This is a genomic window from Flavobacterium sp. YJ01 (assembly GCF_029320955.1).
Lineage (GTDB): Bacteria > Bacteroidota > Bacteroidia > Flavobacteriales > Flavobacteriaceae > Flavobacterium.
This window is the reverse complement of the sequence record NZ_CP119757.1, coordinates 4790641-4815400: the sequence shown is the minus strand read 5'-3', so window position 1 is coordinate 4815400 and position 24760 is coordinate 4790641. Positions and strand designations below refer to the sequence as shown.

Here is a 24760-nt window from a genome sequence, read left to right as displayed (position 1 = left end):
TTTTATATTAATTCAAAAAATTATTTGCTGCTAAGATTTTTTGCAGCCGTTTTTGGAACAACTTCCATACTATCATAAAGTACATCGATAGAATTTAAAGCTACTTTGTCACCCGATTTTAAACCAGATTTTACAAAGTAATTGGTTCCTGCATTTCCAGCAATTTCAATTGGAACCATCGCTACTTTGTTGCCTTCTCTTAAAACAAAAACAAAAAACTTATCTTGAATATCTTTTACACTTGCCATCGGAATTGTAATAACAGAAGACAAATTCTTGTTCAACACAATTCTAGCAGAACCTCCAGAACGTAATTCTTTCTTCGGATTTGGAAAAATAGCTTTTAAAGCAATTGTTCCTGTAGCGCGATCTATATTTCCGCTGGCAACTTCTAGTTTTCCTTTTTGGTCGTATTCGCTGTCATCTGCCATAATTAAACTCACCGATTTATCAGATTTTGAATCTTTTGAAAAAGCTAGATAATCGGCTTCTGTTAGAGAGAAATACACAAATACATTGTTAATCTCTGAAAGTGTCGTTAACGGAACTGCGTCGTTTGGCGTAACTAGATTTCCGATTCGGTTTGGAATACGGCTAATATAGCCGCTTACAGGAGCTTTAATCAAAGAGAAATCGGCATTTAACTGAGATGATCCTAAAGCGGCTTTAGCCTGTGCAACTTGAGCTGTTGCAGCTTCGTAATTTGCTTGTGCAGTTTTTAACTGCATGTCTGAAAAAACTTTTCCTTCAACCAAAGGCTTGATTTTTTCTACTTCTAATTTTGCATTTGCCTGATTTGCTAATGCACTTTTATAAGCCGCGCGACTGTTGTTTACCTGTTCTGCATAAACATCGCCTTTTATTTTAAAAAGAGATTGCCCTTTGTTTACATAATCTCCTTCTTTTACATAAATAGCTTCAAGATATCCTGATACTTGCGCTTTTATATCAACGTTTACAGTACCTTCAACGGTACCTGGATATTTTTTTTCGATATCTCCAGATGCCGTACTTGTCTGAAGAAAGTCAACTTCAGGTTTAGGAGGTGCCATTTGCGCATCTCCACTCTTTCCGCATGAAGAAAGTGATATGATTATTAATAAAACTGCAATCTTTCCAACTGCTTGATTATTTTTAAAAAACTGTTTTGTCATTTTACTTTTCATTTTTAAATGAATTACCTCAAATTTGGCAGCAAAATAACAGCTGAAAACAGCTTTTTTAAGGAAGAAAGTTACCCAAACGGCATTTTTTGATACTGAAACGGATGTTTTTTTTTTTAAGGTTCTAAGGTTCTGAGATGCTAAGATTCTAAGTTTTTTTTCCGCCACGACACGAGCGATAGCGAACAGGCGAAGCAATTCACGAATTTTCGATAATTAAAATTCTTGGATAAAAACTGGCGATATGATTTCTCTAATTTTTATGAGGTAGAATGATAAATGACAAAAACGAGAGTAAAACATCGTAACTTCAAAAAGAAAATTAGCGAAAATTAGTGCAATTCGTGGCAGAAAAAAACTTACAACCTTAGCATCTTAAAATCAGCGATCCATCCATTGTTTAAACAGAGGTGTTTTTTCTCGGCTAATAATTACTTCGCGTTCTGGATCTCGTTTTAATTGAATTTTCAATTTTGCGTTAAAGTAGTTCGCAATAGATTTGATGCTTTCGGCGCGAATAAAAAACTGGCGGTTGGCGCGAAAAAAGATATTCGGATCCAGTTCTTGCTCCAATTCTTCCATTGTTTGCGGAATCGAAATAATTACACCCGATTTAAGAAATAAATTACTGGTTTTAAACTCCGAATAAATAAAGTCAATCTCTGAAACATCAACGCTTTTATAACCGTCACGATATGTAACTAAAAAGCGCATTCTAAAAACTGGTTTCTGAATAAGTTCTTTGAGAATCCCAGTAATATTGGTATAATTAGTTTCGTTTTTATTTAGTGATTTGAATTTCGTTAAAGCATGCTCCAATTCGTTTTTTTCGATTGGTTTCATCAAATAATCGATGCTGTTTACTTTGAAGGCTCGAATTGCGTATTCATCGTAAGCAGTAGTAAAAATTACGGGACAAGTGATATTCACTTCATCAAAAATGGCAAAACTCAATCCGTCAGCCAAACGAATATCCATAGTAATTAAATCAGGTGTTGGGTTTGAATTTAGCCATGCTACCGTATCAATAACAGTGTCAATAATGCCTAAAATTTCACAATTTGGCTCTAGCTCTTCAAGCAGTCTTTTTAGACGGCTTGCATTTATACTTTCATCTTCTATAATTAAAATTTTCATAACTCTTAAATTAATGGAAGACGCACCTCATAATAGCCGTTTGATTCACTAAAACTCGGCATTTTTTGAGATAAAATTTTATAACGAAATTCAATATTTTTATTTCCAATTCCAGTTGAAATCAGACTTTTTCCAGCAGTTTGCTGCAATTTATTTCGAACAATAATATCGCCTGAATCCGAAAAAATAGAAATGGTAAGCGGATTGCTTAAAGTGGCCGTATTATGCTTTACGGCATTTTCTACCAGCAATTGCAAAGTTAATGGTGGCAAATGCAATGAAAGCGAAGCTGAATCAATTTCAATTTTCAAATCAATTTTTTCGCCAAGTCGTTTCTTCAATAAATAGAAATAAGCATTTAAAAACTCTATTTCTTCTTTTACCGTGATTGTATCTTTATTCGAATTTGAAATCATATAACGATATACTCTCGTTATATTTTCTAAAAAAGAAGCCGCTTCTTTTTGGTCTTCATAAATCAATTCTGTTAGTGTACTGAAATTATTAAACACAAAATGCGGATCTAATTGCATTTTTAAAGATTCTAATTTAGAACGTGTAACCGCTTCCTGAAGTTCCGAAGCTTTAATTTTTAATTCGGCAGTTTCAATAGCATTTAAACGCCATCTGTTTAACAGAAATATTCCGGTATGAATAGCACTGATGAAAAGCGAAATAATGGCAGCCATAATTTTAGACTGCCAAATCGTAACTAAGTCATTTTCTTCTAGTGCCGTGCAAGGATATAGATAATCCCAAAGCCAAGAAAAAAAATAGTTTAGAAGCATATTTCCGGCAATTAGGCAAATAAACTGTGCTATCGCCCTAAAAACCGGATTTTGTTCCCAACTGATGTAATAATTTAATTTTCTGCCTACAAAAAGTGTCAGTTCGGTAAGTATGGCACAATATAGAAGAATGATAAAGATATCGAAGCTTTGATCTAAATCGAGCAAACTTTCTTCTTTAAAATTTCTATACGGATTCAGAAAATAATACGAAGATAAATACACCAAAAAAACAGCCGGAATTACGATAACTCTGTAATATTTATAGAAAAAATTCTTCCCCGACCTTTTATTTTGGTTTCCTAACCCCATTTATTTATTTTAAATAGAACATTTTGGCATTGCTTAGTGCGCTACCAAAACATTCTCTTTTTCTGTATTTGCTATTTTTTGTTCTACAGATTTTCTTTCACGCATTACACCCCATTTCAAACAAGTTGCACCCCAAGAAAATCCTGCACCAAAAGTTGTGATCAATAAATTTTGACCTTCTTTAAAATCGTCTTTAAAGTCCCATAAACATAACGGAACTGTTGCAGATGTTGTATTTCCGTAACGGTCAATATTTACTTTAACTTTTTCAAAATCAATATTTAAATTTTCGCTTACAGCGGTAATAATTCTCAAATTAGCTTGATGCGGAACTACCCAATCAATTTTATCTGATTCTAAATCATTTTTTACCAAAGCATCTTGCGAAACCTGACTCATTGCAGAAACTGCTCTTTTAAATACAAAAGCACCGTCTTGTTTTAAATAATGTGTTCTGTGCAAAAGACTCTGCATAGAAGTTGGGTTTCTAGAACCTCCAGCTGGTACGGCAAGAGAAGAAACACCGCTTCCGTCTGTTTTTAAAATTGTTTTCATTAATCCATAATCAGATTCTGTTTTTTCTAACAAAACAGCTCCTGCTCCATCTCCGAAAAGAATACAAGTATTACGGTCTTCATAATCTACGATCGAACTCATTTTATCTGCTCCAACGATGATTAACTTTTTGTAGCGTCCGCTTTCGATCATGTTTGCTCCCATTTCTAGAGCATATAAAAAGCCGCTGCAAGCCGCATTCATGTCAATTCCGAAAGCATTTGTAAGTCCGCTTTTTTCGCAGACAATACTTGCTGTTGGTGCTAAAATGTGATCTGGAGTTGCTGTTGCTACAAGCAAAGCTTCAATTTCGCCACGATCAACATTATAATTTTCGATCAGATTTTCAATTGCAGCTGCGGCAAGATCAGATGTTGCCGTTTCGTCGTCTGCAATTCTACGTTCTCTAATTCCAGTTCTTTTGATGATCCATTCTTCTGATGTATCTACAGTTTCTGAAATCTTTTTATTGGTTAGGATAGATGGCGGTACGAAACCACCTATAGCTGTAATTACTGCGCTCATTTGTTTTTGTTTTTTTTAAGCTTTGTACTCTTATTACCCAATGCTTAACACTTTCATTATTCTTTTGAAAGTTCTGCGGAATAATAATCAAAAAAATCCCTTAGAACAGACCTCGAAAACAATAATAGTTATCGTAAAAAGTCAATTTAATCTTCTGACATTAACCTTTTTGAGAAAAATTTAAAACCTGAACAAACTAACTATTATAAAAAAATACAATTAAAATGAATTAAAAATCTACACAAAGTGTTTTCTCGGTATTCCTTGGTATAAACCTTTTAATTGATTTTATTTTTAAAATCTTATAATGCTGTTTCAGTTTGTAGATTATTCCCAATTACAGCTGCTGCCATTTTAATAAAAAAACTATCTGCATTAAGTTTTAGAGCGTCACAAAATTAATTTAAAAAAATCTGAAACAAGCAGGTAATTAAAAATAATTAACAAAACTGCTCAAAATGTTAAAATATAATTTTTATATCTGACAACAAGCATTAAAAAATTATAGAATCCCTAAAATCAAAAATATTTTCTTTATGATTTCTTTTAGTAAAACTTTTTCAAAAAAACCTTGCAATTTTTATGTGTCTTTTTTAAAATAACCTCAATTTTTAATAATTTGGAAATGACAATAACGGAATATCCAGACCTGCTGCTAAAATCCTAGTCTTACTTCTATGAACTAGAGAATCCCAAAAACCATACTTTTGAGGCACCATAATTAACAAATCTGCTTCGTAATTTTTAATTTCCTTTCTAATTTCGTCTATAACTGCATTAGATCTTACTGTTTTATAAAGGTATTTGACATCTTCAAACTCTTTTTCTATATTAGAGTTCATTAAAATTCTATGCTGTTCCTCTTTTAAATCATCCAGCTTTTCGTCTACACTAAAAAATTCAATTTCAGCGCCAAAATCTCCAAGAGCATTTTTAATCCAGCTGAATCTTTTTATCGCAGAAAAACTCAAGCTGTCACAGGCATACAAAACCTTTTTTATATTTAAGAACCTTGCTTTTTCTGGAACTGCCAATACTGGAACATGGAGGTTTTTTATTGCCGATGTTGTTGAGTTTCCTAATAATTCCTGTTCAAAAGAACGTTCTGCCATTCCCATTACTACTACATCTGCTTTTGTATTTTCAATAATTTTAGGAAGTTCATCTTCTAAAAAAGAATATGTACAAATTGATTCTGTTTGAATCTTAAACATTTCAGCCGTTTGTTGGGCTAAACCTTCTAATCTTGAAATTGCCTTTTCGATTTGTTTCTGCATGGCATCTGCAGTAATATGCGAATTTGCACTGTGAACGCTCAAGGAAAATGAATTAAATAAAATAAGTTTTGCTCCTGTAGCTTTTGCAAGTCCCGCAGCATATGTAACGGCATTGTTTGCAATCGCTGAAAAATTGGTTGCAGCAATTATAGTTAGTGGTGACGTCATAAAATTGTCATTAAGCATTAATCCAGCAAAATTCCTCAATTAATCAGCATAAGCTCTTTTAAAATCACCGAAGTAACATTATTTACTTCTCAACCGTAAATTATAGTTTCTGAAAAAAAGTGGCTTATTTTCGAACAACAAATTTATAAATGGTTTGAGAAGTAAAAATTTCATTAGGACGCAAAACTGTATTTGGAAAAGCAGGCGTATTGATTGAGTTTGGATAATGCATTGTTTCCAAGCAAAATGCACCATTTTTTGTGTAAGGAACGTTGTTGCGTCCTTTTACTTTTTCGCTCAGCCAGTTTCCAGAATAAAATACAACACCCGGCTCCGTTGTGTAAACTTCCAATTCACGACCGCTTAAAGGTTCGAAAGCTTTTGCAGCGAGAGCTAATTTACCAGTTTGATTTCGCAAAACAAAAGTAACATCGTATCCATTTGTATATTGCTGCACTTTTTCTATCTCTTTCCCAATCGTTTTAGGAGAAGTAAAATCGAAAGGCGTTTGTTTTACATTCAGGATTTTTCCCGTTGGCATACTTCCATCTTTAAACTCCAAAAACTGATCGGCAAAAACGGTTAATTCTGTGTTTAATGCTTTCGTTTCTTTTCCGCCTGAAAGATTGAAATAAGTATGATTAGTCAGAACTAATGGCGTTGCTTTATTTGTAGTTGCCATATAATCAATAACCAAATCATTATTATTTTTGAGTGTAAACGTTACCGAAACAGACAAATTACCCGGAAAACCTTCCTCTCCGTCTTTGCTTAAATACGTCATTTCGACTGATGGTTCATTCTTTTTTGAAATTTCTCTGGCTTTCCAAACATGTTTATCAAAACCATTTACACCGCCATGAATATCTGAAGAAAGAGTAAATTCTTTTCCATCAAGTGTGAATTTCTTATCTGATATGCGATTAGCAACACGACCAACCGTAGAGCCCATCAACGAGTTGTCATTACTTGCATATTGCGAAAGCGAATCGAAACCAAGTACGACACTGCTCATTTTTCCATCTTTATCTGGTGTGACAATATTTGTAATTGCCGCTCCATAAGTAATTAATTGAACCTGCATTCCGGTTTTATTCTGTAACGTATATTGAAAAACATCTTCTCCGCTAACTTGTCCCATCATTTCTTTTTTAATGGACACTTTTTTAGCCGAATTTTTGTTTTGAGCCAATATATTTTCAGTCAAGCCGAATAAGATTAAAAATGACAAGCTTATACTTAATTGAAATTTGTTCATGATTCTAAATTTTATTTTATACTGCTAACATTATTTCAATTTTGACAAATCGTACTGTTCTTCAAGATGTGCAAATCGAGCCAGAATTTCGAGCATTCCGCCATGTTCTACTAAATTGTATTCACCATTATCTGCTTCAAATAATCCTTTTGCATTTTTATTGTCTTTAATCGCATTATCCAAACATTTTTTAAATCCTGAAATGTATTTTAGATCTTTATTATATTTTAAAAGATGCATATAACCACGAAGCAAAACAGCATTAAACCAATATCCGTCTCTAAATTTTCCGCTTTTATAAAAATAGTCTAAAGAACTCTCTGCCATTTTATTTGCTTTTTCAAGATACTTTTTGTCTCCCGTCAATTCGTATAAATAGACACTAGACTGCAGCATAGTTCCTGTATTATAAGAGAATACGGTTTCTCCAATAGTTTCATCTTTAACCTTTATATTATCGTAAAATAAACCTGAAGGAGTCTGTAGTTTTTGAGTTGTCCAATCGTAAATCTTTATCGCATTTTCAAGGTATTTTTTGTCCTTTGTGGCTTTGTACATTTTTAAGGCAACAATAATTCCAGGTCCGTTTGAGCAGGTATTTTTCGTTTCAAAATCATTTTCTCTCCAGTACAATCCGCCTCCAAGCGCATTGTCTGATGCCGTCATCATGAAATCATACATTGATTTTCCTAAATCGAAATAAGATTTCTTGCCGGTTCTTTCGTAAATATCCAAAGCCGTTATTCCAATCCATTGGTTGTCATCATAATATCGCTGACCTTTGCTCAATTTTACAATATATTCACCATAACCCGGTTTCGGTGGCGAAGGATCATAATAAGGCTGCATACTATTGAAAATGCCATCGACTAAGTTTGCCTTTTTATCTACTTTTTCAATTTCGTTAGAAGCTTCAAACATCGCACAAAGTGCCCATAACCAACTGTATTCTCTTTTATGTCCAAATTTCGTTTCTCTTTTTGCCGGATCTAAATCCACGAAATAATAACCAGAAGCCTTATCATGAAAATTATTTTCAATCGCAACATTCAGACTTTCCATTTCCTTTTTATAAAAATCGTTTTTTGGCTTTTCACTTCTTTTTATAAATGAAAAACTAGAGAACAGTACTATTGCTGCAAAAAGTAGAATACTTCCTTTTCTTTTATTCATAATCTAATTATTTATATTATATATTTTTTAATGGAATTAATCTTGTTTGAATATGGTGCTCTGAAGTTCCTCTAACGATTTTCCTTTTGTTTCAGGCATCATAAACACTACAAAAAGCAATTGCAGAATCATCATTAAAGTAAAAATAAGAAAAACAGTTCCGGCTCCAATTGTTGAAAATAAAAACGGAATCATAGACGGAATAATTGCCGCCAAAACCCAATGTGTTGATGAACCAAATGCCTGACCGCTAGCTCGCAAATGATTTGGGAAAATTTCTGAAATAAAAACCCAAATTACAGCGCCTTGCCCAATGGCGTGCGAAGCAATAAATAAAAATAAGAAAAGCGGAACTTGTATGCCTTGCCATTTTAAGAAAAAAGCAAGAGATACCAATCCTAAAGAAATAATATAACCAATTGATCCTATAATCATTAAAACTTTTCTTCCTAGAACATCAATTAGAAAAACTCCAATAAGTGTAAATATTAAATTTGTGATTCCGATTCCGACGCTACTCATTAAAGCCGCACTTTCTTCTAATCCTGCTTCCGCAAAAATTCTTGGTGCGTAATATAAAAAGGCATTTATTCCAGAAAACTGATTGAACAAAGCGATTAAAAATGCCAGCAAAAGCGGAAATCTATATTTTTTCAGAAATATGGTTTCTTTTTTTTCTTCTTTATTTTCATTTTCTGAAAAATGCATTTCGTGCAATAGATCTTCAATTTTTGCAGTTGGATCTATTTTCTTTAAAACTAATTCTGCCTCAGAAAATTTAGATTGCGATATTAGCCATCTCGGACTTTCTGGTATTGTAAAAACAATTAATGTGTAAAAAAATGCTGGAAAAGCCATTATACCAAGCATCCATCGCCAAGCATTTTCTCCGGCATCTTTTAGTAAATAATTAGAAAGAAAAGCCATTAAAATTCCCAAAACGATATTAAATTGATATAAAGAAACCAATCTGCCTCGATCTTTTGCAGGAGAAATTTCAGAAACATACGCAGGTGCGGCGATAGTTGAAGCGCCAATTCCTAATCCGCCTAAAAAACGGAAAAAAGCAAAAATCCACGGATTGTTTGCTAATGACGAACCAATCGCAGAAGCCAGAAACAAAATTCCTATCCAAATCAATGTTTTCTTTCTTCCAAGCTTATTGGTTGGAATTCCTCCAAAAATTGCACCAGCTACAGTTCCCCACAATGCCATCGCCATTACTACAGCACCGTGAAATGCATCTGAACTATGCCATAATTCCTGAAGTTTTTTGTCTGCGCCCGAAATAACAACGGTATCAAAACCAAATAAAAAGCCTGCCAATGCGGCCGTAATTGCCCATAATACTATTTTATTCATAATAATGATTATTTAGTTTTTAATTCTAAATGAATATTTTCCTGATTTTAGCTGAATCACTTTATACAATCCCTCATCACTTATTTTTATATCTTTTGAATTGCAAGAAAAAGTGCTATTTCTTTCTAAATAAAAACTAGCATTTGAATTTGGTGGCACAACAACTTTGTACACTATTTTATTTCTTTTTCGTTTCCAGTTCGAGACAATTTTACCATAAGGCGATTCATGTTCAGATTCAAAATAATCTAGTCCGTTTACAAAATTTGGTTTTAAAATAATATGCTTAAAACCTGGTAAATTTTCATCTGGAAAAATTCCACCCAAACCTTTGTACATCCATGCTCCTATTTCTCCAAACATAATATGATTCAAGGAAGCATCATTTTTCTCCACATGTAGCGGCCAGTTTTCATACAAAGTTGTAGCTCCATTTTTGATCCAATAACCCCAAGACGGAAAATCTTCTTGAGAAGCGATTTTATATGCTGCATCGGCATAACCGTTTTCGCTTAACGCATTAAGTAAAGCTTTTGTTCCAAGTAAACCAACATCCAAATGAAAATTAGTTTCTTGCACTTTTTTATATAAATTATCGGCTACTTTTTGTTTGAATTCATCAGGAACCAATCCCCAATACAATGAACCAGATAACTCGGTTTGTGTTCCGCTCGCATACAAGTTTGTTGATGGATTAAAAAACTGATTATTGAATGCTTTTTTAATTTTTTCTGCTAATTTAAAATAGTGTTCTGCGTCGCTTGTTTTACCGAATAATTTGGCTGTTTTGGCTAAAATCAAGGCATCTGCATAATAATACATTGTCGAAGTGAGCGGTTTTGAACTTTGAGTTTTTACAGGAACCCAATCGCCTAATCCCCAATCTGTAACGCCAGTTGGATATTTTTGATCAATCAAATCCACATATTTTTTTATGTTGGGATACAATTTATTGAGCAAACTGCTATCTCCATAAAACTCATATATTTTCCACGGAATTATAGCAATCGAACTTGTCCAATCTGGTCCAGTTGCAAATTCATATCCAAAAGCTCCAGGATTTGGAACAATATTAGAAATTCCTCCATCTGGCTGCTGCTCGTCTTGATGATCTGCAAGCCATTTTTCGTAAATCGTAATTCCGTCAAAATTGTATAAACCCGTTTCGATATTGATTTGTGCATCTCCCGTCCATCCGTTTTTTTCACGTTGCGGACAATCTGTCGGATAACCAAATAAATTTGCTAGATAACTACTGTTTGTGGCTTCCCAAATTTTATTAAAAACTGGATTCGAAGTTTTAATTTTTCCGACCGAAGGAACGTCACTATGCATTTCGAGAGCCAAAAGGCAATCTTTATTTAATTTAAACGGACGGCTTGAAGTTACCTCAACAAATTGAAATCCTTTGTAATTAAACTTTGGCGAAAAGTTTTCCTTACCATTTTCTTTCGCAATAAAAATATCCGTCTGAAAAGGATCTGAATTATCCGTTGGACGATAATGCAAGTCAATATTAGAAAGATCAACCATTCCGTTTTCATACAAAAGTTCTGCATGTTTTATTCTGAAAATCGTTCCTGCAACTGCATTTTTTATAGAAAAACGAACTGTTCCTGCAATGTTTCTAGGAAAAGTAAAAACGGTTAAAGTATCATTTACTCGATTAATTTTAGTTGGTTTTAATTGAGTAGTAACCCGAATAGGATGCAATTGCTGCGAAACCAAATTGGATGATGGCGATTTTACAACTATTGATTGTTTCCAATTATTATCATCAAAATCGGGTTTATTCCAATTGCTGATTTCTTTTCGCGCATCATAATGTTCGCCTGTGTAAATGCTGTTAAAAATTACGGGACTATCTGCTGTTTTCCAAGTTTCATCTGTTGTTATGGTTTCGGTTGTATTGTCAGAATAAGTAATTCTAATGTTTACCAAACAACGCGGACGATTTCTCCAAATCGCTTTATCAAACTTCCAAACGGCCGTCGATTGATGGTTGTACCAGCCATTTCCTAATAAAATTCCGAAAGCGTTTTTTCCCTTTTGCAATTGCGATGTTATGTCTAAAGTTGCATATAAGTTTCGGCTATCGAATTTTGTAATCATTGGATCTAGCAGTCGATTTCCAACTTTTTTTCCATTCACATAAAATTCATACAATCCCGCCGCTGCAACATAAACACGAGCTGATTTTATAGTTTTTTCTGTAGAAATTTCTTTTCTGAAATAAGGCGCTGGTTTATAATTCATATCATGAGAATCTGAAATCCAACTTCCCTTCCAATCGGTAGAATTCAGCATGGCGGTTTCAAAACGCTGAATTTTTGAAACTTGAATTTTCTCATTTTGATCCCAAACTTTTACTCTCCAGAAATAAGTAGTAAAAGATTGAAGAGATACTCCTTTATATGAAACTAAAATGTCTGATGAAATTACTTTTCCCGTATTCCAAACCGTTGCTTTTTCTTTACTTAAAGCTATTGAATCTGTGGCAATTTCTATTTGATATGCGGTTTGATAACTACTTTTTCTATTCCCATCAAATTGCCAAGAAAGTCTCGGTTCTCGAACATCAATTCCTAATGGATTTACCAAATGTTCGCATTTAAGATTTACTGGAATTTGCGCATAACTACTGAAACTCATTAACAGAAAAAGTAAAAACAGCTGTTTTATTTTTGTATTATTTTGATTCTGTATAATCATTAGATTTTCTTTTTTTTAGAATGGTTTTTAGTTTTTAAATTTCTTCTAAAACTGCAGCCCAACCTCCATTTCTAACCATTTTGATTTCAATACTTTCGCCCGATTTTATATCGAAATTCTTTTTTCTATAATCCATTGCCTGATAACCCGCGTTGATTCCGTCTTCGAATGAAGTTACTTTATAGGATTTCCCATTCTTTAAAAAATTAAGATTCAGTTTGAATGTTCGTTCTTTTTCAGCATTGTTTGTAATTCCTCCAATAAACCATTTTAAACCTTTTCTTTTGGCTACAATTGCGTATTGTCCAGTTTTGGCTTCTAAAGCAACTGTTTCATCCCAAGTTGTGGGAACAGAAGTAATGAATTCTGTACATTCTTTTTCACGATAGTAAAGGGTTGGATTATCGGCAAGCATTTGTAAACCGCTTTCAAAAACAACAAATAAAGCCATTTGATACGCTCTAGTTCCGATACTTGCAGAATTAGGACGCTCTGACCTGTATACTTCTGGCTGCATGCTAATCATCGCTCCAGGCGTATAATCCATCGGGCCAACGGCGTTTCGCATAAAAGGAAAATACACACTATTGTCTGGTTTACAGCCGTCCATTTGTTCCATTCCTCTAACGCCTTCGTAAGAAAGTAAATTCGGGTATTTATATTCTAAACCAGAAGGTTTAAAGGCGCCATGAAAATCTACAAATATTTGATTTTTAGCAGCTTCTTTTACTACTTTTTCATAATAATTCACCATTACTTGATCGCTGCGATCCATGAAATCAATTTTTACGCCTGCGATTCCCCAGTCTTTAAAAGTTTTAAAAAGTTCCATGTTTTTATCTACCGTTAACCAAGTCAGCCATAAAACAATACCAACATTTTTTTCTTTTCCGTAGCGAATCAATTCATGCACGTCTACATCTGGATTTGGCGAATACGGATCTGTTGTACTTTTTGCCCAACCTTCATCCATAATGATATATTTGATGCCAAATTTGGAAGCAAAATCGATGTAATATTTATACGTATTTAAATTGTAACCTGAAACAAAATTGACGTCTGGACCATAAGGAGTTGCGCCGTTCCACCATTCCCAACTCGCTTGTCCAGGTTTGATCCATGAAGTATCTTTTATTTCGCTTTTTGGAGCTAATTTTAATGTCATGGTATTTTGTATCAATTCTTTATCATTTTTTGTAATGACAAAATAACGCCAAGGAAAATTTCGAGTTCCAGAAGTTTTTGCGATGTAATCTGCTTCTTTTAAAATCTTTAAACTTCTGTCGCCATCGGGTCCAAAATCTAAAGGTGTTTTAGGAAATGTAGATTCAGCGCCTTTTCCAGTTCCTTTTAAAAACATTCCCGGATAATCGGACAAATCAGACTCGCTGATTAGTATTTTGTATTGTTTTTTGGAATCAACTAAAATAGGAAGTGTAGACATTTTTGAGGAAGAAGTCCAATCGCTAGAGTTTACATGTGAATATTCTTCTTCGCTTGAGGTTTTAAAATTTCCTGTTTGCTGTAAATGGACGAAATAATTTGTTGGAAAATTGATCGAGAAGTCTTCATTTAAAACTTCAATTTCTCCTTTTTTGGAAGTTATAAATCGATATGCAATTCCTTCGTCAAAAGCTCTAAATTCAACAGAATAATTTCCTTTAAAATTTAAAAGCAAATAATTATAAGAATTAGAAACGGTTGAAAATTTAACTGGAATTGCAGGTTTTATCACTTCATTTATTTTTCCTGTTTTGCTATTTATTAGTTTCGGATTTGAACCTAAAGTTTCATTTTTTAGCACTAATCCTAAATGATTTTTTTCTGTTAAAGTTTCATTTCCTGCCGAAACAACATAATAGATTTTATCTGCTAAATTGATTGAAACTTTTATTTCTCCATTTGGAGAACTGACTTCAAAATTTGTTTTTTGTGAATGAGCATTATAACTTTCAAACAACAAAAACAGGAAAACCAATACTTTTATATTTTTCATGTAAAATCGTTTTTATATAAATAACGTCCCAAAAAATGGGACGCTATTATAGATTGAATTATTTTGTTTGAAGCTGAATTTCGCCACCATTTTTAAATAAATCGTGAGAAATGAAATAACTATTGATTTTAGAACCATTTACTTTAATAGATTCTAAATCTCTTTTCCCGTTTGGATTTTTAATCGTTACTTTTTTTCCTTGCGGAGTTGTCCACGAAACTTCTTTAAAAATCGGAACTGTCACAATATATTCAGGATCTGCAGGCGATAACGGATATAATCCTAAAGCGCCAAAAACATACCAAGAAGACATTTCTCCCGCATCATCCATGCCGCTCATTGCCAGTTTTTCTGGACCAATTCCGTACATCGTATCTAAAATCTCGTCAATTACTTTTTGCGATTTTTCAGGTTTATTTATAAAATAATACGAAAACGGCGCTTCATGATCGGGCTGATTTCCATGACAATATTGACCGATAAAACCAGAAATATTCCAAGCAATATAATTTGGGTTCCAAGGTTTTGTAAAAAATTCATCCAATTTTGCTTCAAACGGTTTGTCGCCTCCATACAATTTCACCAATCCCGGCATATCATGCGGAACGAAAAATGAAAGTTGCCATGCATTTGCTTCTCTGTACATATATTCATAATACGGAAATTCAGGATTAAAAGGTGTAATCCAATTGCCGTTTGCCAATCTTCCTCGCATAAAAGTGGATTCTTTATCAAAAACATTGGCGTAATTTTTAGAACGTTTTGTCAAATCATTATAATGCTCTGTGTCGTTTAATTCTTTCGCCAACAAAGCCAGCGCGTGATCGTCATAAGAATATTCGAGCGTTTTTGTAACTGCTGCATTTGCTACCGTTTCTACTTTAGGATCCTTAATATCTTGTTCTGGCACATAGCCTTTTGCTATATATTCTGCGATATGAGGTCTTGTTCCGCCTTCTTTGTAAGCGTTATTTAATAATAATTCATAAGCTTTTTTAACGTCGTAATTTCGAATTCCTCGCATGTAAGAACCAGCAATAAAAGATGCCGCGTGATCTCCGTGAAAGAACGTCGGAATGAAACCTTTAATTTCTCCTTCATTGATAATTGAACTGATGACATCTGCCGTAACTTCTGGAGAAAAAATACTCAATAAAACCAATTTATTTCTGTAATCATCCCATAATGAAGGAATTGTGTAATAACGATAATTTTCTCTGCGAACTTTTCCAGCTTCGTCTGTAAATTGTCCATTTACATCGCTTCTTAAAGCTGGCCATAAAAATGATCTGTACAACATGCTATAAAACATTACATTTTGTTCGTCTGTACCGCCTTTTACTTGAATTTTCGAAAGCAGTTTTTCCCATTCTGAACTTCCTTCTTCAAAAACTTTTGTTAGCGTTTTATCACCAACTTCTGCTTTCAGATTTTCAGTTGCATTTTCAACACTTACAAACGATAAAGCAATTTTTACTGTAACGGGTTTGTTATCGCCATCTTTGATATTTATCAAAGTATAACCGCCACTTTTTGCGATATCTTTAGTATCTAATTTATCAATTGGACTACTTAAAGTCGCATAAAAATATATTTTTTCGCCTCCAGTTCTTTGAAAACCGCTCACTGCATTTGTGCCTTCTTGTTTGATTTGCCAATCGTCTACACGATTATTTGCTTTTCCTAAATCAAAAAGTACTTTTCTTCCTTTATTATTTTTGAATGTATATTCGTGGATTCCGCAACGTAAGGTTGAAGTCAGTTTTACTTGAACATTATAATCTTTTAAAAATACTTCATAATACGCAGGACTTGCTTTTTCCTGATTGTGACTGAAAGATGATTTATAAGGAAATGAAGCGCCTTCTGAAACGGGTAATAACGGAATGTGGCATAAATTCCAATGTCCTTTATTGGTATGCGTGAAACCTAAAATTTCGGTATCTTCATATTCATAACCAGCTCCAGATCTGTATTTCGTCATCGGACTTAATTGCACCATTGCGTTGGGTACAGAAGAACCAGGAAAAACCAAACCTGCCCAAACACGCATATCTTTTGGAGGTGTATAACCAATAATTTTTGTATCAAGTAAAGGCGCTGTTCCAATAAACGGATTGACCAAAGCTGTATATTTTCCTTTTGCAAGACCTCCGCCTGATTTTTGAGCAATAGTTGTCAGGCTCGCCATAGACATTGTTAATGTCGCGAGTAATATTTTCTTTCTTAATTTCATAATTTTAAAAAATTAAAATCGGTTAAAAGTTATAACTCCAGTAGCTTGGGGTTGGTTTTATAAGTGTCCCATAAAAGTTCTCCAAACAAAGTGTTTGTCCAAGCAAACCAAGATCTAGTAAAATTCTTAGCATCGTCTTTGTGGAAAGATTCATGCATAAAACCGGTGTCTCCATGAGAAGCTTTTAGCATTCTGATACAATCTTTAATTTCGTTTGCATCTGAAGTTGTATAAGCTCTCATAACCAATGACATTGGCCAAATCATATCCATTCCTACGTGTGGACCGCCAATTCCTTCCGCCACTTTACCTTTGAAGAAAAACGGATTGTCTTCTGAAAGAACAAATCTTCTAGTATTTTGATAAATTGGATCTTTAACGTCGATAGCATCTAAATACGGTAAACTTAATAAACTCGGAACATTAGAATCGTCCATCATTAAATGTCCGCCAAATCCATCTACTTCAAATGCATAAATATCACCGTGTTTTGGATGTTTTACAATGGCATGTTCTTTAATTGCTTTTGAAACTTCATCTGCTAAAGCTCTTAATTCTTTAGCCGTTGCAGTGTCTTTTTTAATGGCTTCTAACATTTCTGCCGCCTGATTCATACTTGCTACAATGAAGAAATTTGAAGGAATTAAGAAAGAAAAAACAGTTGCATCGTCACTTGGTCTAAAAGCAGAACAAACCAAACCAACTGGTTTTACTGGATATCCGTAACCTTTTAAAGGTCTTGTGTCGGTAGCAAATTGCGTCGTTCTCTGGAAAGTATATGGATTTTTACCATCTTTTTGCTGCTGATCTTTAAAAGTCTTTAAAGTCGTTTTAATCGCTTTTACCCAATTTTCATCAAAAGGAGAAACGTCTTTTGTATTTTTCCAATAATTGTACGCTAATCTGATTGGATAGCAAAGAGAATCAATTTCATATTTTCTTTCGTGAACACCAGGTTTCATGTCTGTATGATCACTTGTCCACTCGCCTTTTTTGTTCGGATCGTTGTAAAATGCATTCGCATAAGGATCTTTCAAAATATATTCTGTCTGTCTGTTGATAACACCAGCAATCAGATTTTTTAATTTTTCATCTTTTCCTGCAAAAGCCATATACGGCCAAACTTGCGCAGAACTGTCACGTAACCACATCGCATCAATATCTCCCGTAATTACATACGTATCTGGACGTCCGTTTTTTTGTGAATATGTTACAGTTGTATCCAATGTGTTCGGAAAACAGTTGTTAAACAACCATCCTAACTCTTTATCTTTTACATTTTTTTGAAATTCAGCAATTGTTTTTTCAATAAACTCACTTTCAAAATTTCTTTTGTTTTTGGGAACTCTGACAATTGGAAAATCCTTAACAGCAGCTTTTGTTCCAGCCACTATTTCTAGAGGATCAATAAGGGCTAAACTGCTAAATAAAACGGTGTTTTGGATAAATTTTCTTCTTTGCATAATGATATATTTTAAATTGTGAAGGCAAGAACCTCCATTTATTCTTTTTTATTCGTTTGATAAAGAGTATGGAAAATCTTCTTTATTGATTCCTCTTTTCTTATTTGGTTCCGATGACATATCAAAATCCAAAGTTGCGCCTTTCATTAATTCAGAATGGCTTAACCAGTTTTTTGTGTAAACTTTTCCATTCAATTTCATGTTTTGAATGTATCGATTCTGCTCACTATTTTCTGGAGAATTAATTGTAATTGATTTTCCATTTTCTAATTGAAGTGTCACTTTTTTAAACAATGGCGCACCAATTACATATTGATCTGAAGCGGGAGTTACAGGATAAAATCCTAAAGAAGAAAAAACATACCAAGCCGAAGTTTGTCCGTTATCTTCGTCGCCGCAATAACCATCTGGCGTTGCGTGATACATTCTGTTCATAGTTTCTCTTACCCAATATTGTGCTTTCCAAGGTTCTCCTGCATAATTATACAAATAAATCATGTGTTGAATTGGTTGATTTCCGTGCGCGTATTGTCCCATATTGGCAATCTGCATTTCTCTCATTTCGTGAATTACACCACCTTTAAAATCTTTTGTGGCAAAAACTGGAGGCGATGAGAAAACTTTATCCAATTGAGAAACAAACGTTTCTTTTCCGCCCATTAAATTAACCAAACCTTGTACATCGTGAAAAACTGACCACGAATAATGCCAGCTGTTTCCTTCTGTAAATCCGTTAAACCATTGGAAAGGATCAAACGGTTCCATAAATTTTCCGTCTTTATTTTTTGGACGCATCAAATTGTATTTCGGATCAAAAAGATTTTTATAGTTTAAACTTCTTTTTTTGTACAAATCAATTTCTGATTTTGGCTTATTTAATGCTTTCGCTAATTGATAAATGGCAAAATCGTCATAAGCATATTCCAAAGTTCTAGCGGCACTTTCATTCACTTCATCATTTGGAACATAACCTAAAGCATTGTATGAATTAGCCGCTGCACGACCAACTGCTTTCATCGGACCAGCATTGTTTGCTCCATGAATTAAAGCTTTGTATAAATTCTCAATATCGTAGCTTTTTACTTTTCCGCTTTTCAAATATGCTTCAGAAACGATCGATGCCGAATTATTTCCGACCATAATATCGCGCAAACCTGGACTTGACCATTCTGGAAGCCAGCCACTTTCGTTAAACGCATTTGATAAACCTTCCTGCATCTGCGTATTCAATTCTGGATACATTAAATTTAAGAAAGGATATAACGCCCTAAAAGTGTCCCAAAAACCAGTATCTGCAAACATATATCCCGACAAAACTTTTCCGTTGTATGGACTGTTATGCACGACTTTATTGTTTTTATCGTACTCATAAAATTTTCTTGGAAAAAGCAACGATCTGTACAAACAAGAATAAAAAGTACCGAATTGATCTGAAGTTCCCCCATCAACTTTAATTCTTCCTAATTCTTTATTCCAAATGTTTTTTCCTTTTTCCTTAAGCTGATCGAAGTTATTAGTTCCGATTTCTTTTAAGTTTAATTCGGCTTGTTCATAACTGATAAAAGAAGAAGCCACTTGAGCATTTACTTTTTCGCCTACTTTTGTTTTAAAACCAATTACAGCACCTGCATGATCGGCTTTCATTTCTAAAGCATTTTCTAAAGCATCTCCGTTGAAAGTAGAATTCAGCTGGAAATCTTTATCGAAAATGATGACGAAATAGTTTTTAAAATTCTCTGGAACACCGCCGCTATTTTTGGTTGTGTAGCCGATAATTTTTCTTTCAGAAGGAATAATTTTTACATATGAACCTTTATCAAAAGCATCGATTACGATATAAGATTTGTCAGTTTCTGGAAACGTAAATCTAAATCTTGCCGCTCTTTCTGTTGGCGTAATTTCAGTTGTAACATTGTGATCTGCGAGATAAACGCTATAATAATATGGCGTAACAGTTTCTGCTTTATGCGAAAACCAGCTTTGTCTATCTTCTTCCTTAAATTTTAATTCGCCCGTTACTGGCATTATAGAAAACTGCCCGTAATCATTCATCCAAGGAGATGGCTGATGGGTTTGTTTAAAGCCTCTAATTCGGTTTGATTTATAAGTATAAGCCCAACCGTCGCCCATTTTTCCTGTTTGAGGCGTCCAAAAATTCATTCCCCACGGCATTGCGATTGCAGGATAGGTATTTCCGTTTGAAATTCCGTAATCTGAATCGGAACCAATTAAAGGATTTACCCAATCGATAGGCTGTTGCGGCGTTATAACCTGCGGATTTTGTGCACTTAAAAAAGTGAAAGTGAAAAGCGTAAAGACAATGGAGTTTTTAATATTCATCACAACTTTAATTATTAATCGAATTAATTACTTCTTTGTTGATTTTATTTACTTCAGAAAAATTCATTTTATCCACTTTACGATCATAAGTCATAAAACCATTTACTTCTCCTTCTACATCTGTCGTTTGCGTGTAAACTGCTGCTGAAAATCCAACTTTGGCTTGTTTTATTAATTGATCTGCATATTCTCTATACTTTGCCGTTGTTTCGTCTGTATTTTTAAACTGTGTATAACCCCAATTTTTGTCTGCTTGCCAAAGATGTCCGGTAACTGGAAAACCGATTCCGCCATATTCGCCTAAAACAGTAATTCTTCGAGCATCATACAACTTCAATTCTGGACCAGGATAATGATGAATATCTAGCATATCTCCTGTCTGAAAATGATTTCCCCCACTTGACGAATTTACCAATCGGCTTGGATCATGATTTTTGGTCCATTCTGTAATTTCGACCGTTTTGAATTGTCCCCATGCTTCGTTGAACGGAACCCAAACCACAATACTCGGATAAGAATACAAATGATCCATAATTTCTCTCCATTCTTTTTTGTAGGTTTCCTCAGATTGAGCTGTTCTTTTCAATTCTGTTCCTTCAAAATATTTGTGCATTTGCCAAATCGGACCTTCATCTCCGCTCGGCATATCTTGCCAAACCATAATTCCCATTTTATCGCAATGCGTGTACCATCTTGCAGGTTCTACTTTTACGTGTTTGCGAATCATGTTGAAACCTAATTCTTTAGTTCGAACCAAATCGTATTTTAAAGCTTCATCTGTTGGAGCTGTGTACAATCCGTCAGGCCACCAGCCTTGATCTAAAGGACCGAACTGAAAACAATCTTTATTGTTCAATTGAATTCTCACAATACCATTTTGATTTCTTTTTGAAGAAATTTTACGCATAGCGAAATAACTTTTTACTTCGTCTGCTACTTTTCCCCCACTAAGCAATTTTACTTTCACATCATATAAAAAAGGTGAATCTGGCGACCACAATTTCGGGTTTTTTAAAACAATATCCAACGATTGTCCTGCAACAGCTTTTTCTGATGCAATTGTTTGATTACCATCTAAAACGGTAATTTCGACAATATCTCCAGTGTTTGCGCCTTCTGCCTCTGCTTTTATGTTTATTGTGTTGCGATCAATATCTGGAGTTGTTCTTAAATTTGTGAAATGTTTTTTACTAACAGGTTCTAACCAAACCGTTTGCCAAATACCCGTTACAGGCGTGTACCAAATGCTTTCTGGATTTTTAACCTGTTTTCCTCTTGGCTGCGTTCCGTCATTTGTTGGATCCCAAACTTTTACAACTAATTTTTGAGATTTTCCATTTAAATAAGGCGTGATGTTAAAACTAAAAGGAACAAAACCTCCCGTATGCGTGCCGATTTTTATATCGTTAATATAAACTTCTGTTTTCCAATCTACAGCACCAAAATGCACTAAAATGTCTTTATTTTTCCATGAATTATCTACTGTAAAATTTGTTTCGTACCAAAGTTCATTTTCTGAGCCAACCGTTTTCATTACACCCGAAAGGCTTGATTCTACAGCAAAAGGAACGAGAATTTTTCCGTCATATCCTTTTGGCGCAGTTTGTCCCGCGGGTTGTATTGCGTAGTTCCATAAACCGTTAAGATTTTTCCATTGGCTTCTTTCCATTATAGGTCTAGGATATTCTGGAAGCGTGTTTTTAGGATCTACTTGTTCTGCCCATTTTGTTTTGATTTTGTCTCCCTGCGGTTGCCATTGCGCGATGCAATTTAATCCTAAAAAGAGAAAAAGTATTATGCTGATTTTATGCTTCATTATGCTATTTCTTGAGGTTTAAATAAAATAATATAAAACCTGAAGGCTTTTTATAACCTTCAGGTGTTACAAAAATTACTAACAAATACTACTTAAACTAATTAATTAAAATAACCATCTTTATCCAGCTTGGCAGCTGCTTCTATTAACATAACCCCGCTCAATTGGGTTGTAAGATCTGTGTTTGCTCCTGCCGCAGGTGCTGCTTTCCAATTGCTTCCTGATAACATTGAAGGTCTTAAAATTCCTTTTTTGTAAAATGTCTGAGCATTAAATTTCATGAAAGCTGCAAATTTTTCTTTATCTGTAGAATTAATTGTTGGATGCTCAGTAAGTTCTACGAAATAACGCACTAAGATACCTTTAAATAATCCGCCATCTCCTTGTCCTTCATCTCTTAAAAGACCTTCTGAAAGCAATTTTGGACTCACCAAAACTGTTCTTCCGCATTTTACAGCATCGTCAAGATATACTTGGTCGTTTGTTGCTTTGTATAATCTTAGACCTGCTCCAATCCATGTTCCCATGTTATAAGTAAAAACCCAGTCTTTGTTGGTTGTAATTACTCCGTTTACTTCTGATATATTATCCCAAACAGTTCCAGTAACCGGATCTACAAGATTAGCTTTTTGCCATGCATAGATTTTTTTTGCCCAATCTAAATCATCTGCTTTTTTATCGATTTCATACAATCTCATGGCAAGAATTACTGCTGGACCGTTTGAAACGGCATTTTTCTGTCTTGGCGTATCTTGTTTCCAAGTAATTCCTCCACCAAAAACATCACTCCAGCTTAATTTTATTCTTCCCCATAAATAATCGGCAACATCTTTATATTCTTGATCTTTTGTTGCGTCATAAGCACGAAGGCAAGAATTTGCTAGCCAAAGCATATCATCATTAAAAACATTGTTATAAGTATTATTTCCGTTTTTAACTTTGATTCCTTGTACCAAAGCTTTCATTCTTGTTTTGTAATTCTCATTTCCAGTTCTTACAAAGCCATCCACCAAAACATCCAAAACGTGTGCATTTGGCCAATAATTGAAAGTGCTTTTTCCTGTATTGTTTTCTATAAAAGTTCCATTAGAACCTAAGTAAGTATTGTAAGTTGCTGTTTGCAAAGAATCGGCTGTTTGTGCCCAAGTATATTTAAATTCAGCTCCGCCTGTACCGTTTGGATCACGTAACGGAATCGGATCATCATCGCAAGAAACAGTCAATAACCCCAATCCTATCACGCTTAGCATTACGATACTAAAACGCTTTGAAAATAATTTTTTCATAATATATTCATTTAATAAAACGTCTCTTAAAAAACATCTTTTAAGAGACGTTTTGGGTTATTTTATAATACTGTAAAACTGTGTGTATAAGCCGGTGCAGTTGCACTGAAATTAATTTCTGCATTTACATTTTTGTTATCAACTGCTGAAGCAAATTTGAAACAGTTGTTCCAGAAATCGCTCGTTACAGGAACCATATACCAGTAAGAAGCGGCAACGTTTGCTCCGTCAGGTCTGCTGTTATCTCCGTTGATACTTCCGTACCATTCTTCAGATGTAGTTGCACCATTTACAACTGTAAATTTAAATTTGTAACGCTCATCTCTACCCCAAGATTCTTGCTTGAAGCTGATTGCTTTATTTGCTGCTTTCCAGATACCTCCACCTGAATAAGTGTATTCAAATAAATATTGGCTAAGTGGCGGGAACCATAATTCGATTTTTTTGATTTCTGTCATTTTTGTAGAACCATCACTAAAATCTACTCTAATTTTGTACACTTTGCTTTCTCCTGCAAAAGTTGTTGCTCCGTCTTGTTTTAATTTACCATCTTCAATATAGAAAACTTCTGGCGTACCATTTTTTCTAGAAATGAATTTGTAAGTTCCAGCTTTAAGTTTTGTATAAATTTCGAATGAAGTTGCTCCTACTTTTTTAAATGCTTGAGCATCTGCAACCGTTTCTCCATTTTCAGAACCTGTACCAGTTATAAATAATTGATCTGGAGTTGGGAAACCGCCTGGTCTTTGCACTTCAAAAATTCCTGAAACTTTAGATTTTTGAACATTAATTCCTTTTGAAGAATAAACAGTCCATTTTAATTTTCCGATAGATTCTGATTGAATTCCCGCTAAAGCGGCAATTTTATTCAGCTCAGTAAAAGAAAGATTCAACGTTTTTTGGAATCCGTTTCCATCAGAAGGAATGGTATAAATTGGTTTAGAAAAATCGCCACTTTCTTTATCAAAAACAACATCATAAAGTACAACACCGTTATCCTCAGCTTTAGCTCCTTCCCATTCAAAAAGAGCAGAACTTTGTGCTCCAAGATCAAAAAATTTGTTATCTGCTGGTGCGTAAAGTGCATTTACCATACTCACATTAGTATGACTCATTGAATCGTCATTGTCGCAACCCACCACGAAGATGGAGCATACTAGTAATAATAATTTTGAATATATATTTTTCATGAT

16 protein-coding genes are annotated in these 24760 nt (G+C 34.1%); all 16 read right to left on the bottom strand.

Going from position 1 to position 24760, the window contains the following annotated elements; all coding sequences use genetic code 11:
- Window positions 1–20: 20 nt before the first annotated feature.
- The gene (locus P0R33_RS20910) at window positions 21–1166 is read right to left on the bottom strand and encodes an efflux RND transporter periplasmic adaptor subunit (protein WP_276173097.1); all 1146 of its coding nucleotides are present in this window, start codon (window positions 1164–1166) and stop codon (window positions 21–23) included.
- A 378-nt stretch (window positions 1167–1544) separates the two neighbouring features.
- Window positions 1545–2300 carry a LytTR family DNA-binding domain-containing protein gene (locus tag P0R33_RS20905; protein WP_276173096.1) on the bottom strand — a complete coding sequence of 252 codons (756 nt, stop codon included), beginning with the start codon at window positions 2298–2300 and terminating at the stop codon, window positions 1545–1547.
- Between the two features lie 5 nt (window positions 2301–2305).
- On the bottom strand, window positions 2306–3400 hold the full coding sequence (locus tag P0R33_RS20900) for a histidine kinase (RefSeq protein ID WP_276173095.1): 1095 nt from the start codon (window positions 3398–3400) through the stop codon (window positions 2306–2308).
- 33 nt (window positions 3401–3433) lie between these two features.
- Window positions 3434–4480 carry a beta-ketoacyl-ACP synthase III gene (locus tag P0R33_RS20895; protein ID WP_276173094.1) on the bottom strand — a complete coding sequence of 349 codons (1047 nt, stop codon included), beginning with the start codon at window positions 4478–4480 and terminating at the stop codon, window positions 3434–3436.
- Window positions 4481–5091: 611 nt separating this feature from the next.
- Complete coding sequence (locus P0R33_RS20890; RefSeq protein WP_276173093.1) at window positions 5092–5925, bottom strand: universal stress protein; 834 nt, start codon at window positions 5923–5925, stop codon at window positions 5092–5094.
- 124 nt (window positions 5926–6049) lie between these two features.
- The gene (locus P0R33_RS20885) at window positions 6050–7183 is read right to left on the bottom strand and encodes an aldose epimerase family protein (protein WP_276173092.1); all 1134 of its coding nucleotides are present in this window, start codon (window positions 7181–7183) and stop codon (window positions 6050–6052) included.
- A 30-nt stretch (window positions 7184–7213) separates the two neighbouring features.
- The gene (locus tag P0R33_RS20880; RefSeq protein ID WP_276173091.1) at window positions 7214–8356 is read right to left on the bottom strand and encodes a glycoside hydrolase family 76 protein; all 1143 of its coding nucleotides are present in this window, start codon (window positions 8354–8356) and stop codon (window positions 7214–7216) included.
- Between the two features lie 36 nt (window positions 8357–8392).
- Window positions 8393–9718, bottom strand: coding sequence for a sugar porter family MFS transporter (locus tag P0R33_RS20875; protein WP_276173090.1), 1326 nt, complete (start codon window positions 9716–9718; stop codon window positions 8393–8395).
- 12 nt (window positions 9719–9730) lie between these two features.
- On the bottom strand, window positions 9731–12430 hold the full coding sequence (locus tag P0R33_RS20870) for a glycoside hydrolase family 78 protein (protein ID WP_276173089.1): 2700 nt from the start codon (window positions 12428–12430) through the stop codon (window positions 9731–9733).
- 34 nt (window positions 12431–12464) lie between these two features.
- Window positions 12465–14426, bottom strand: a complete 1962-nt coding sequence (locus tag P0R33_RS20865) for a glycoside hydrolase family 97 protein (protein ID WP_276173088.1) — start codon at window positions 14424–14426, stop codon at window positions 12465–12467.
- Between the two features lie 58 nt (window positions 14427–14484).
- Window positions 14485–16662 (bottom strand): GH92 family glycosyl hydrolase, encoded by a 2178-nt coding sequence (locus tag P0R33_RS20860; protein WP_276173087.1) that lies wholly within the window; start codon window positions 16660–16662, stop codon window positions 14485–14487.
- Window positions 16663–16691: 29 nt separating this feature from the next.
- Window positions 16692–18125 (bottom strand): glycoside hydrolase family 125 protein, encoded by a 1434-nt coding sequence (locus tag P0R33_RS20855; RefSeq protein WP_276173086.1) that lies wholly within the window; start codon window positions 18123–18125, stop codon window positions 16692–16694.
- A 48-nt stretch (window positions 18126–18173) separates the two neighbouring features.
- A complete protein-coding gene (locus P0R33_RS20850; protein WP_276173085.1) occupies window positions 18174–20465 on the bottom strand; it encodes a GH92 family glycosyl hydrolase in 2292 nt (763 codons plus the stop codon).
- Between the two features lie 7 nt (window positions 20466–20472).
- Window positions 20473–22281, bottom strand: coding sequence for a sugar-binding domain-containing protein (locus tag P0R33_RS20845; RefSeq protein WP_276173084.1), 1809 nt, complete (start codon window positions 22279–22281; stop codon window positions 20473–20475).
- 101 nt (window positions 22282–22382) lie between these two features.
- Entirely contained in the window at window positions 22383–23567 is a 1185-nt protein-coding gene (locus P0R33_RS20840) for a glycoside hydrolase family 76 protein (RefSeq protein ID WP_276173083.1), read from the bottom strand.
- Window positions 23568–23629: 62 nt separating this feature from the next.
- Complete coding sequence (locus P0R33_RS20835) at window positions 23630–24757, bottom strand: SusE domain-containing protein (protein WP_276173082.1); 1128 nt, start codon at window positions 24755–24757, stop codon at window positions 23630–23632.
- Window positions 24758–24760: the final 3 nt, after the last annotated feature.

Bases quoted from the DNA above. Each gene is read 5' to 3' on its own strand.
- P0R33_RS20910 (WP_276173097.1), bottom strand. From the start codon at position 1,166: ATGAAAAGTAAAATGACAAAACAGTTTTTTAAAAATAATCAAGCAGTT.
- P0R33_RS20905 (WP_276173096.1), bottom strand. From the start codon at position 2,300: ATGAAAATTTTAATTATAGAAGATGAAAGTATAAATGCAAGCCGTCTA.
- P0R33_RS20900 (WP_276173095.1), bottom strand. From the start codon at position 3,400: ATGGGGTTAGGAAACCAAAATAAAAGGTCGGGGAAGAATTTTTTCTAT.
- P0R33_RS20895 (WP_276173094.1), bottom strand. From the start codon at position 4,480: ATGAGCGCAGTAATTACAGCTATAGGTGGTTTCGTACCGCCATCTATC.
- P0R33_RS20890 (WP_276173093.1), bottom strand. From the start codon at position 5,925: ATGACGTCACCACTAACTATAATTGCTGCAACCAATTTTTCAGCGATT.
- P0R33_RS20885 (WP_276173092.1), bottom strand. From the start codon at position 7,183: ATGAACAAATTTCAATTAAGTATAAGCTTGTCATTTTTAATCTTATTC.
- P0R33_RS20880 (WP_276173091.1), bottom strand. From the start codon at position 8,356: ATGAATAAAAGAAAAGGAAGTATTCTACTTTTTGCAGCAATAGTACTG.
- P0R33_RS20875 (WP_276173090.1), bottom strand. From the start codon at position 9,718: ATGAATAAAATAGTATTATGGGCAATTACGGCCGCATTGGCAGGCTTT.
- P0R33_RS20870 (WP_276173089.1), bottom strand. From the start codon at position 12,430: ATGATTATACAGAATCAAAATAATACAAAAATAAAACAGCTGTTTTTA.
- P0R33_RS20865 (WP_276173088.1), bottom strand. From the start codon at position 14,426: ATGAAAAATATAAAAGTATTGGTTTTCCTGTTTTTGTTGTTTGAAAGT.
- P0R33_RS20860 (WP_276173087.1), bottom strand. From the start codon at position 16,662: ATGAAATTAAGAAAGAAAATATTACTCGCGACATTAACAATGTCTATG.
- P0R33_RS20855 (WP_276173086.1), bottom strand. From the start codon at position 18,125: ATGCAAAGAAGAAAATTTATCCAAAACACCGTTTTATTTAGCAGTTTA.
- P0R33_RS20850 (WP_276173085.1), bottom strand. From the start codon at position 20,465: ATGAATATTAAAAACTCCATTGTCTTTACGCTTTTCACTTTCACTTTT.
- P0R33_RS20845 (WP_276173084.1), bottom strand. From the start codon at position 22,281: ATGAAGCATAAAATCAGCATAATACTTTTTCTCTTTTTAGGATTAAAT.
- P0R33_RS20840 (WP_276173083.1), bottom strand. From the start codon at position 23,567: ATGAAAAAATTATTTTCAAAGCGTTTTAGTATCGTAATGCTAAGCGTG.
- P0R33_RS20835 (WP_276173082.1), bottom strand. From the start codon at position 24,757: ATGAAAAATATATATTCAAAATTATTATTACTAGTATGCTCCATCTTC.